The organism is Enterobacter sp. Taxon_2, from assembly GCF_058355295.1.
In genome coordinates, this window is the sequence record NZ_CM178024.1 from 3,573,817 (window position 1) to 3,585,538 (window position 11,722).

Sequence of the window (11,722 nt, forward strand, 5' to 3'; positions counted from 1 at the left end):
GTGATTGAACTGGAGTGTGAGCTGTAATGGGTCAGGAAAAGTTATATATCGAGAAAGAGCTAAGCTGGTTAGCATTTAACGAACGTGTACTCCAGGAAGCGGCAGACAAAAGTAACCCGCTGATCGAGCGCATGCGTTTTTTGGGCATCTATTCCAACAACCTGGATGAGTTCTACAAGGTTCGCTTTGCCGAGCTGAAAAGACGCATCATCATCAGCGAAGAACAGGGCCTAAACTCGCACTCGCGGCATCTGCTGGGCAAAATCCAGTCCCGCGTGTTGAAAGCCGATCAGGAATTTGACGGCCTGTATAACGAACTGCTGCTGGAGATGGCGCGTAATCAAATCTTCCTGATTAACGAACGTCAGCTTTCCGTTAACCAACAAAACTGGCTGCGCCACTACTTTAAACAGTACCTGCGCCAGCACATTACCCCGATTCTCATCAACCGCGAAACCGATCTGGTGCAGTTCCTGAAAGATGACTACACCTATCTGGCCGTGGAAATTATTCGCGGTGAATCCATCCGCTACGCGCTGCTGGAAATCCCGTCCGACAAGGTGCCGCGCTTTGTGAACCTGCCGCCGGAAACCCCGCGCAGACGCAAGCCGATGATCCTGCTCGATAACATCCTGCGCTACTGTCTGGACGACATCTTCAAGGGCTTCTTCGATTACGATGCGTTAAACGCCTACTCGATGAAGATGACCCGTGACGCCGAATATGACCTGGTGCACGAGATGGAAGCCAGCCTGATGGAGCTGATGTCGTCCAGCCTGAAACAGCGCCTGACGGCCGAGCCGGTGCGCTTTGTCTATCAGCGCGATATGCCGGACGCCATGGTGGAGATGCTGCGCGAGAAACTGACCATTTCGCGCTATGACTCCATCGTACCGGGTGGTCGTTACCACAACTTTAAAGACTTTATTGGCTTCCCGAACGTCGGCAAAGCCAATCTTGTGAACAAGCCGCTGCCGCGCCTGCGCCATCTGTGGTTCGATAAATTCCGCAACGGATTCGACGCCATCCGCGAACGCGATGTCCTGCTCTACTATCCGTACCACACCTTCGAGCACGTGCTGGAACTGCTGCGTCAGGCCTCGTTCGACCCGAGCGTGCTGGCGATAAAAATCAATATCTACCGCGTGGCAAAAGATTCCCGCATCATCGACGCGATGATCCATGCGGCGCACAACGCCAAAAAAGTCACCGTGGTGGTTGAGCTGCAGGCGCGCTTCGACGAAGAGGCGAACATTCACTGGGCGCGTCGTCTGACGGAAGCCGGTGTGCACGTCATCTTCTCTGCGCCGGGGCTAAAAATTCACGCCAAGCTGTTCCTCATCTCCCGTAAAGAGGGCGACGAGGTAGTGCGCTACGCCCACATCGGTACCGGGAACTTTAACGAGAAAACGGCGCGAATCTATACCGACTATTCGCTGCTGACCGCCGATGCCCGCATCACTAACGAAGTGCGCCGGGTCTTTAACTTTATTGAGAACCCGTACCGTCCGGTGAACTTTGACTATCTGCTGGTCTCGCCGCAGAACTCGCGCCGTCTGCTGTACGATATGATCGATAAAGAGATCGCCAATGCCCAGAAAGGGCTGTCGTCCGGCATCACGCTGAAGCTTAACAACCTGGTTGATAAAGGGCTGGTGGACAGGCTGTACGCGGCGTCCAGCTCCGGCGTGCCGGTTAATCTGCTGATCCGCGGCATGTGCTCGCTGATCCCGGAACTGGAAGGCATCAGCGACAATATTCGCGTGATCAGCATTGTTGACCGCTACCTGGAACACGATCGCGTCTATATTTTCGATAATGCGGGTGATAAACAGGTCTATCTCTCTTCGGCAGACTGGATGACGCGCAATATTGACTACCGAATTGAAGTCGCGGCACCGCTGCTGGATCCGCGCCTGAAGCAGCAGATCCTCGACATCATCGAGATTCTGTTCAGCGATACCGTGAAAGCACGCTATATCGACAAAGAACTCAGTAACCGCTATGTACCGCGCGGCAACCGCCGCAAAGTGCGGTCGCAACTGGCGATTTACGACTATATCAAATCACTCGAGCAACCCGATTAACCTATGCCGATAAATGATAAGACCCCACGCCCGCAGGAATTCGCCGCGGTCGATCTTGGCTCTAACAGTTTCCACATGGTCATCGCCCGTGAGGTGGATGGCGCACTGCAGATCATCGGTCGTCTGAAGCAGCGGGTACACCTGGCGGATGGCCTTGATGAACGCAGCATGCTCAGCGAAGAGGCAATGGAGCGTGGGTTAAACTGCCTGTCGCTGTTTGCTGAACGCCTGCAGGGCTTCTCGCCCTCCAGCGTCTGCATCGTGGGCACCCACACCCTGCGCCAGGCGCTGAACGCCCCGGAGTTTCTCAAACGGGCCGAAAAAGTGATCCCCTACCCGATTGAGATCATCTCCGGCAACGAGGAAGCGCGTCTGATTTTCATGGGCGTTGAGCACACCCAGCCGGAAAAAGGGCGCAAGCTGGTTATCGATATCGGCGGCGGCTCAACGGAGCTGGTGATCGGTGAAGACTTTGAGCCTCGCCTGGTGGAAAGCCGCCGTATGGGCTGCGTCAGCTTCGCGCAGATGTATTTCCCGGGCGGCACCATCACCCGCGAGAACTTCCAGCGTGCGCGTATGGCGGCCGTCCAGAAACTGGAAAACCTGGCCTGGCAGTACCGTATTCAGGGCTGGAACGTGGCGCTGGGCGCGTCAGGCACCATCAAAGCGGCGCATGAGGTGCTGCTGGCGATGGGTGAAAAAGACGGGTTTATCACGCCTGAACGCCTGACATTGCTGACCGAAGAAGTGCTGAAGCATAAAAGTTTTGACGCCTTAAGCCTGCCGGGTCTTTCCGACGAGCGTAAGGCGGTCTTCGTGCCGGGGCTGGCTATTCTCTGCGGCGTGTTTGATGCCCTCGCCATTAAAGAGCTGCGCCTTTCCGACGGCGCGCTGCGCGAAGGCGTGCTGTACGAAATGGAAGGCCGCTTCCGCCATCAGGATATTCGCAGCCGCACCGCGCAAAGCCTGGCCAACCAGTACAACATCGACCGCGAGCAGGCGAAGCGCGTGCTGGACACCACGGTGCAGATGTACGAACAGTGGGAAGAACAGAATCCGAAGCTCGCGCACCCGCAGCTTGCCGCGCTGTTAAAATGGGCCGCGATGCTGCACGAAGTGGGGCTGAACATCAACCACAGCGGAATGCATCGCCATTCGGCCTACATTCTGCAAAACAGCGATCTGCCTGGCTTCAACCAGGAGCAGCAAACCATGATGGCGACCCTGGTGCGTTATCACCGCAAAGCCATCAAGCTCGACGATCTGCCGCGCTTCACGCTGTTCAAGAAGAAGCAGTTTCTGCCGCTTATTCAGCTGCTGCGCCTGGGCGTGCTGCTCAATAACCAGCGCCAGGCTACCACCACGCCGCCCACGCTGAAGCTTAAAACCGACGACCATCACTGGACGCTGAGCTTCCCGCACGACTGGTTCAGCCAGAACGCTCTGGTCCTGCTGGACCTGGAAAAAGAGCAGCAGTACTGGGAAGCGGTCACCGGCTGGCTGCTCAAAATTGAAGAAGAGAGCGCCGACGTCACCGCGTAACGGCTCAGGCGTCCGCGCAGGACGCCTCAGCTTCCAGCAGTGACTCAAGCGGCGCAGGCCTGCCAATCAGATAGCCCTGCACATAATCGATACCTAGCGCGTGAACCGCGCTACGAATCTCTTCCGTCTCGACGTACTCAGCCACCACCAACATCTTCTTCATGCGTGCCAGATGGCAGATAGACGCCACAATCTGATAATCCAGGCTGTTATTGACGATATTGCGGATAAAGCTGCCGTCAATCTTGAGAATGTCGGCATCCACGCTTTTCAGCCGCGCATAGCTTGCATACCCGGTACCAAAATCATCAATCGCAATGCGTACCCCCATTTTCTGCAGCTGCTGGAGAATATGTAGCGCCTGCTCCCCGCTGCCGAAGGTGCTGCACTCCGTCACCTCAAAAATCAGCTGCCACGGCTCAATGGCGTATTTTGCCAGCAGGCGACTTACCTCAAGCGGGAACTGCACCCGACACACGGTCGACGGGGCCAGATTAATGGCAAAGCGCTGACCGGGAAGTGTTTCACGATGCGCTGCAAGGAAGCGCAGGGTATGCTCCAGCACCCACAAATCCACCCGCGAGGAGAGACCAAACTCCTGCGCGACGGGCAGGAATTGGTCGGGGGAGATCAATAGCCCGTTGATATCCGGCATCCGCAGCAGAACTTCGTGATAGCGATCGCCACGCAGGCCGCGAACGGGTTGAACCAGCAGGGCGAATTCGTCGTTATCGAGTGCCTTTTGCAGGCGGCTCATCATCGCGACTTTATCCTTCAGGCTGCGCTGCAAATGGATGGCCCCACGCTGCTGAAGATTTTCCGGATGGTTGGAGGAGAGCGACAGATCGGCAACCACGCCCAGTTCGCCCAGCACCAGATAAAGATGGTTAACCGGGGAGCGGACATAGCAATAGCTCACGCCCACCTGCGGCTGCAGCGGCATCCCGTCCCAGACAAAGCGAAACTGTTTGATATGCTCGTCCAGGGCTTCAATCCGCTGCTGGTGTGATTCCGCATTGAGCCGTACCGCCATGTCATACCCGGTGAGGTGATACACCTGCTCGTTGGGCTGGAGCGTGCCATTCACCCACTGCGCCAGCTGCTGTTTGTACTGAATGCGCAGCAACACGCCGTAATTTCGGCCCAGAATTTCCAGCTCCGGAATGCGCAGCAGGCAGAGAGCCGACCACGGGTTTTTCGCCAGTTCACGCGACAGCGCCCGCAGGTTAGGCATATGGACGACCGGGTCGAGTAGCGCCAGCCTGCGGGAGCGTTTGTTCACCGCGCGCTGCCGGGTCGCCAGCATCGACATATAAATCACCACAAACGAGAAGACCAGGTAACTGGAAGAGGTGATCGCCAGCTGAATGTCATACCCCTGGTTCACCGGGATATAGTGGTAAAAATAGTGAATAGACACCAGCAGCACCGGTATCCAGATCAGCGACACCAGCTTATAGCCAAAACGCATCGCGCCCCAGAGCATCACCGGCATCAGCAGCGACAGGGTGTAGTTAGTGGTAAAAATGGAGCTGTTTTCATTCATCGGGAGCAGCAGCAGCGAAAGCAGCCCGCCAAGCGCGATTGCCCACACCAGAAACTCAACGATCGTCACCTTTTTGTCTATCTGGGAACGGACCTGCGAGATAAGGCTTTTAAGATAGCGCGGATGACGAATCAGGCGGATCAGCAGATAGCTCAGCGGTACGCCCGTCAGTCCGCTGACCAGCAGCGCCTGGTAGTTAATGAGCGTGCGAATATTAAGAGGGTTTAATCCCGCCAGGCTCTGACGGCTCTCATACACGCCTAAATACACCGCAAACTGAAACAGCAACAGAAACAGCGTCGCGGGGCAGAAGGCCTGCCAGAAGATGCGCTGCGCCATCAGCCGGATGTCGCCGTACGCGGTCATATTCCGCCTGGGCGCAAACACCCGGTAGCCGCCCCAGCTGAGCACTAAAGGGACGATAAAATGGAGTACGCCGGCGACGGTTTCAAACATCCCGACCGAGGGGTAATAGCGGATAAACAGCGACAATACGATCCCGGGCAGCGCTTCCAGGCCAAAGAACATCATCAGCGAAAGCAAAAATGAGAGGGGTAAATAATAGAGTGCCACAATGCCGTCGCCCAGCTGCGTGAGCGTATTCGCAATGCTCAGCACGGGAAGTAAAACCACCGGTAAAATAAGCGGCAATGCCCACCAGCGGTTTTCATTTTTTTTCAGGAAAGCGAGAATGTTCATAGATGCCCGGTTAAACCCCTATCGCTCCAGAGGGAAATAAAGACAGGCATCCGACCTGACGTACGTCCCGCCCGGCAGCGTGCCGGGCGAACAGTGTGGAGGAAGGATTTTAAATATCAGGGCCAGGAATCCGTTGACATAAATCAAACTACTTTACGCAAATAACGTTTTGCGACGTTTTTCTACAATTATTTTCTTCATATTATCAATATGGTAAATGTATTAATTAATCTCAATAACATTAATTAATGTAAACATTGACGGTTATTTACACATCACAGAATTGACCCCATCTTCCCGCTGTGCCTTAATATCCTTATCGCCCAAAAGGGCTTACCCAGGAAAAACAGAGTGAGTCAGGTCACGCGTATGCGCAAACGACATCGATTTAACACCCGAATGACCCGCATCATACTGCTCATCAGCTTCCTGTTTTTCTTTGGCCGCTTCGTTTACTCTTCGATTGGCGCCTGGTACCACCATCAGGATAAAACCCAGTCGCAGCAATCCAGCCTGACCATCGACACCGCTGACCGCTAAACTGCCGAAGGATGTTGCACGAGCCGAATAAGGGCCGCGATCCCTTTGCTGAGGATTTTATCCTGCCGCATGACCACCGCCAGCTGCCGCTGCAGCATGGGCATCAGCGACATCACGCATAGCCCTTCACGATCGACATCCTTTTCGACCGCCATTCGCGGCACAATACTGTAGCCCAGCCCCGCGCGAACCATGCGTTTGATCGCCTCGATGCTGCCAAGCTGCATCACCGGCGCGATCGCCAATCCACTGGCTGCAAACCAGCCATCGATCAGCGCCCGGGTCCCGCTGCCTGATTCAAAGGCAATCAGTGGATGAGCGTGCAGCGCCTCCGGCGTGAAATCCCGGAAAACATCCTGCTGCTCCCGCGAGGCGATAAACACAAACTCTTCGTCCATCACCGGCATGACGTCCAGCGCTCTGCCGCTCACCGGCAGCGTGACCAGCCCCACATCGAGACGGTTCTCTTCGATGGCCCTGACGATGTCGAGGGTGTTTCCCGTTGTCACCCCCACGCTCAGGAGCGGATAGTCGCGGCGCAGCTGCTCCAGCAGGGGCGGGAGAAGATGGATGCAGGCCGTTGCCCCCGTGCCAAGCGTAATGGTGCCGCTCACGTCGTGACTGAACGCACTCACGGATCGGATGGCGTCATCCACCGCCTGCTGAATACGCTCCCCATGCGTCAGCAAAGCCTGCCCGGCGGCCGTCGCCTTAATCCCCCGCCCGGTACGCTCTACCAGCCGCGTTTGCAGAAACTGCTCCAGCTGGCGTATTTGCAGGCTGACGGCGGGCTGTGAAATGCCCAGCGCATCCGCTGCCGCTGAAAAGCTGCCGCGCTGGATCACCAGACGGAAGGTGGCGAGATAGCCCAGATTAAGCGTCGTCATTCAAAGTTTCTCTTATACCGCGCATAAGGTTACGGCCCTGCCAGCACAATACCGCGCCCGTTATGCTCAGGACAACTGCATAACGGAATGAAAAATAATGGAAACACCTGCCCTGCCACGCCGCCTCGCCCTCATGGCGGGATGTAATCAACTCATCAACTGGGGGATCTCGTTTTATATGCCCGGCACCTTTGCGCTGGCCATTGCAGCCGACCGGGGATGGTCGTCACCGCAGATTTACCTCGGCCTGACGCTGGCGATGCTGGTGATGGCGGCGGTTTCCCCCTTTGTGGCCCGCCTGCTGGCACGCTTTGGCGGTCAGACGGTGGTGATGAGCGGCACGCTGCTGATCGCCGCAAGCTGCGCAGGGATAGCGTATACCCAAACGCTATTTGGCTGGTACTGCGCCTGGCTGGTCACCGGCGTAGGAATGCGCCTGTCGCTGTACGATGCGCTATTCGCCGCGCTGGTGAATCTTTACGGACAGCAGGCGCGAAGAACGATCTCACGCGTCACGCTGGCGGGTGGGCTGGCTTCCGCCGTCTTCTGGCCGCTGGGCGATGCTCTGCTTCAGGTGATGAGCTGGCAGGAGGCGCTGCGCGTCTATGCTCTCTTCGGCCTGCTGAGCGCGGCGCTGATAAGAACGCTCCCCCGTCAGCGGCTGACGGTAACGACAAAGGTCGCCGCGCCGCCCCTGAACAACGAGCGGCGCAACGGCTGGCTTTATGCCGCCTTCATTGCCCTCATCACCTTTGTCTCTAACGGCACCTCCACCCATCTGCCGGAGTTTATTGCCCACTTCAACCTGCCGGTCGCCATCGGCATGCTGTGGGGGATCGGCCAGACGGCTGCTCGCTCGCTGGAAGTGCTGGCGGGTGCCCGTTTAACCCCCTTCAAACTCACGCTTTTTACCGCGCTCGCCATGCCGCTCTGCTTTCTTCTGGGGTTGAGCAGCGCTCTGTTTGTGTGGTGTGCGGCCGGGTTTGTGCTGGGCTATGGCGCCATGAACGGGCTGGTCACCATCGTGAAAGCCACGCTGCCGCTGGAACTGTTCAGCGCGGAAAGCTATGCCCGCCGCACCGGCATGCTGCTTATCCCCGGCCAGCTGATGGCGGCAGCCTCGCCGTTTGCCTATGCGTGGCTGAATAAAACGCTGGGGATCGCGGGTGCAATGCGGGTTTCAACAGGGCTGACGCTGGTGATTGCCGGGCTGGCGATAGCCATTGTGCGCCGTCCCGGAAGGCAAAGTGTATCGCACTGTATCCCGCGGGCCACGGTGACAAACGAGTACAAAACGCCCCCTCCGGCAAATATCTCCGATACATAAAAATGGTTTTCTTTCCCTGTCGCCATTGAGAACCGATGAGGAGAGAGAGCAATGATTCGTCGCTATGTACTTTTCCCCCTGCTTGTCCTGACATCTGTAGCACGTGTCCAGGCCACACCGCTGGACAATCTGAGCGCCGCGGACGTTAACGGCCCCGCCGCCGTTGCGCCACTGGCACAGCCGCAACCGCCTGCAAAACTGATCGTCGATCCGCCGCTTGCCGGGCCGCTGAGCAAAGGCGCGGTGTTTATACAGTACCGTGCCGTAAACCTTCGCATCGAACCGGTATTCGGGTCCGACGCGCTCAAGGTCACCCCGCGCATCGGGCACATTCACGTGGTGGTGGACGATGCGCCATGGCACTGGGCTGACGCCAGCGGAGAGCCGGTGATCCTCGTGGGGCTGCCCGCAGGGAAACACAAGGTGACCATTATTCTGGCCGACCCGACGCATAAGCCGCTCGACCATAAAACCCTTGAATTCACCGTCCCGCCCCACGCGGCGGTCCACCATTTTTAAGGAATCTGAAAATGAAAGCACTGTCTGTACTGACGGCAGGCCTGCTGGCGCTTTCCGCCAGCGCCTTTGCACAGAGCAAAACCAGCGTCGTGCTGGTACACGGCGCATTTGCCGACGGCAGCAGCTGGAATAAGGTCATTACCCTGTTGCAGAAACAGCACGCAGAGGTCATTGCCGTCCAGCTACCGCTCACGTCGCTAAAAGATGACGTTGCCGCCACGCGACGAGCCATCGAACGCGCCCAGGGGGATGTCGTACTGGTGGGTCACTCCTGGGGCGGCACCGTGATTAGCGAAGCAGGCAACGATGCGCGAGTAAAATCACTGGTGTATGTGGCGGCGTTCGCGCCGGATTCCGGTCAGTCGACGGCGGATCTGGCAGAAAGATTCCCTGCGCCTCCGGGCAGCGCAGGCATTGCCAAAACGGCGGGCGGCTATTTATATCTGCCAACGGACGCCGTCAGGAAGGATTTCGCGCCGGATGTGACGCCAGACATTCAAAACACGATTGCAGCTACTCAGGGGCCGATTAAGGCCGGGACGTTTGGTGAAAAAGTCGCCCACGCGGCGTGGCATGATAAACCGAGCTGGTTTGTGGTCAGCAAGAATGATCGAATGATCAACCCCGATCTTGAGCGTGCGATGGCAAAGACGATCCATGCGAAAACCGCCGAGGTGGCAGCGAGCCACGTGTCGATGATGAGCCAGCCGGAGGCTATCGCCCGGATGATTGAGCAGGCGAGGCGGATGCACTGAGAAAAATTCGCCCGGCGGCGCTACGCTTGCACGGGCCTACGATTTCGTAGGTCGGGTAAGCGCAGCGCCACCCGACAAGAAAGGCCGTCTCAGTCCCCCCTCTCTGCGGGATAATCCCGATTAATCCACGCGTGGTCCTCCTCCCAGGTGAACATCCATTTGCGCACCGGCCCCGCCATCACATTAAGGTAGTAGCTGTCATACCCGGCCATCGTCGCCACCGGATGGTAGCCCTTCGGCACCATGACCACGTCACGGTTATAGACCGCCATACACTCATCCAGCGTTCTGTCGTCGGTGTAGACGCGCTGCATGCAGAACCCCTGCTCCGGATTGAGGCGATGGTAGTAGGTCTCCTCCAGATACGTCTCCTGAGGCGGGTTATCCGTGTCGTGTTTGTGGCTCGGATACGAGCTGGTGCAGCCCTCGTTGGTCCACACCTCCACCACCAGCAGGCTGTCGGCGGGCTTGTCTTCCGGCAGAATGTTGTGCACGTAGCGCTGGTTATGGCCCTTGCCGCGCGCTTCACCGTCGATATCCTGCGGCGCAATCAGCCGCGTCGGACAGGTGCCCTTGCCCGGCGCAGCGCAGACCGCCAGCTCCAGCGTCGTCAGCGCCTTCACCTGCACCGTCTCCTGCGGAGTGACGTACACCGCCCACGGCTTGATGCGCTCGAACGGGCTCATCCGCTCGCCGATGTCGTTAAACTGCGCGGAAGGCGTGCTGATGGAGGCGCGTCCTGCCACCAGCACCAGGCAGCGCTCTTCGCGGACGGCGGGCAGCGTCAGCGTCTGCCCCTCCTGCAGCTCATACGCCTCAAAGCCGACGTACCCCCACCCTGCGCTTTCCGGCGTGACGGACTGAGTGCGCCCCTCCGCGTTTGGCTGTTGCCAGCGTGATAACAGACGTGACATGTCACCTCCTCAAATCAGTCCGGCGTCGCGCGCCAGACGGCTAAGATTGTTATACCCCAGACGGGCGTAGGTCAGCGGATGGGCAATGGCCGGATCCTGCTCGGCCTCGACCACCAGCCAGCCGTGATAGTCCTGCGCCTTCAGCAGTTGCATAATCGGCGGATAATCCACGCAGCCGTCGCCCGGCACGGTAAACACGCCGCTCAGCACCGCGTCGAGGAAGCTGGTTTTGCGGTTTTTCACGTCCGCCAGCACGTCGGCGCGCACGTCTTTGCAGTGAACGTGGTTGATGCGCGCCGCCCAACGCTGCGCCACCGCCAGCGGATCGGCCCCGGCAAAGGTCAGATGGCCAGTATCAAGCAGCAATCCAACCGCCTCTCCTGTGTGGGTCATCAGGTTGTCCACGTCGTCGGCGGACTCAATCACCGTGCCCATATGATGATGGTAGGCAATCTGGACTCCCTGCTGCTGGGTGTAGCGGGCAAATTCGGTGAGCTTCTCGCCGTACTCTTTCCAGCGCGCCTGCGGGAAGCGCGGGCGCAGGTGCACCGGGGTCTGCTGCTCGCCGTGAATGCAGCCGCTCACTTCCGCAAAGACCAGCACCTTCGCCCCCAGCTCGCGCAGCAGCGTCAGGTGGGACTGCACGGCGGCAATCTCCTCCTCCACGCTGCGCTCCAGCAGGCGGCCGGAGTACCAGCCGGAGACCAGCTGCAGGTCGTGGCGCTGCAGGATGGGGCCAAGCAGGCGCGCTTCGCGCGGGAACTTATTGCCCAGCTCGAAACCGGCGAAACCGGCCTCTTTCCCTTCGCTCAGACAGGTCTCCAGCGACGTTTCCGCGCCGAGAGAAGGCAGATCGTCATTCGTCCACGTCAGCGGGTTAATGCCCAGTTGTACACTCATTGTCGT

Annotated in this window: 10 protein-coding genes; 6 read left to right on the forward strand and 4 right to left on the reverse strand. The window is 58.2% G+C overall.

What is annotated here, in order from left to right:
• Positions 1–26 precede the first annotated feature (26 nt).
• Together ppk1 and ppx are read left to right on the forward strand one after the other, a co-directional pair.
• Positions 27–2,087 (forward strand): polyphosphate kinase 1, encoded by a 2,061-nt coding sequence (ppk1, locus tag AC4IC4_RS16935; protein ID WP_024907554.1) that lies wholly within the window; start codon positions 27–29, stop codon positions 2,085–2,087.
• A 3-nt stretch (positions 2,088–2,090) separates the two neighbouring features.
• On the forward strand, positions 2,091–3,629 hold the full coding sequence (gene ppx / locus AC4IC4_RS16940; protein WP_491471560.1) for an exopolyphosphatase: 1,539 nt from the start codon (positions 2,091–2,093) through the stop codon (positions 3,627–3,629).
• A 4-nt stretch (positions 3,630–3,633) separates the two neighbouring features.
• On the opposite strand, the gene AC4IC4_RS16945 is transcribed toward ppx, so the two are convergent.
• Positions 3,634–5,874 (reverse strand): EAL domain-containing protein, encoded by a 2,241-nt coding sequence (locus AC4IC4_RS16945; RefSeq protein ID WP_032646796.1) that lies wholly within the window; start codon positions 5,872–5,874, stop codon positions 3,634–3,636.
• 351 nt (positions 5,875–6,225) lie between these two features.
• On the opposite strand from AC4IC4_RS16945, the gene AC4IC4_RS16950 reads away from it, so the two are divergent.
• Entirely contained in the window at positions 6,226–6,414 is a 189-nt protein-coding gene (locus tag AC4IC4_RS16950; protein WP_491471561.1) for a YfgG family protein, read from the forward strand.
• Here AC4IC4_RS16950 and AC4IC4_RS16955 read toward each other — a convergent pair.
• Positions 6,411–7,301 (reverse strand): LysR family transcriptional regulator, encoded by an 891-nt coding sequence (locus AC4IC4_RS16955; protein WP_491471562.1) that lies wholly within the window; start codon positions 7,299–7,301, stop codon positions 6,411–6,413. The two genes, AC4IC4_RS16950 and AC4IC4_RS16955, sit on opposite strands and share 4 nt — an antisense overlap.
• Before the next feature lie 97 nt (positions 7,302–7,398).
• Here AC4IC4_RS16955 and AC4IC4_RS16960 point away from each other — a divergent pair, with 97 nt between their 5' ends.
• Genes AC4IC4_RS16960 through AC4IC4_RS16970 form a run of 3 tightly spaced genes read left to right on the forward strand, consistent with a single transcriptional unit; the run spans position 7,399 to position 9,902 of the window.
• Complete coding sequence (locus tag AC4IC4_RS16960) at positions 7,399–8,628, forward strand: MFS transporter (protein WP_491471563.1); 1,230 nt, start codon at positions 7,399–7,401, stop codon at positions 8,626–8,628.
• A 51-nt stretch (positions 8,629–8,679) separates the two neighbouring features.
• Positions 8,680–9,147, forward strand: coding sequence for a DUF6130 family protein (locus AC4IC4_RS16965; RefSeq protein ID WP_491471564.1), 468 nt, complete (start codon positions 8,680–8,682; stop codon positions 9,145–9,147).
• Between the two features lie 11 nt (positions 9,148–9,158).
• Positions 9,159–9,902 carry an alpha/beta fold hydrolase gene (locus tag AC4IC4_RS16970; protein ID WP_491471565.1) on the forward strand — a complete coding sequence of 248 codons (744 nt, stop codon included), beginning with the start codon at positions 9,159–9,161 and terminating at the stop codon, positions 9,900–9,902.
• An 89-nt stretch (positions 9,903–9,991) separates the two neighbouring features.
• Here the strand turns inward: AC4IC4_RS16970 and iolB are convergent, their stop codons facing one another.
• Together iolB and iolE are read right to left on the reverse strand one after the other, a co-directional pair.
• The gene (gene iolB / locus AC4IC4_RS16975) at positions 9,992–10,816 is read right to left on the reverse strand and encodes a 5-deoxy-glucuronate isomerase (RefSeq protein ID WP_417927672.1); all 825 of its coding nucleotides are present in this window, start codon (positions 10,814–10,816) and stop codon (positions 9,992–9,994) included.
• A gap of 9 nt (positions 10,817–10,825) precedes the next feature.
• Positions 10,826–11,716, reverse strand: coding sequence for a myo-inosose-2 dehydratase (gene iolE, locus AC4IC4_RS16980; RefSeq protein WP_417927673.1), 891 nt, complete (start codon positions 11,714–11,716; stop codon positions 10,826–10,828).
• Between the last annotated feature and the right edge of the window lie 6 nt (positions 11,717–11,722).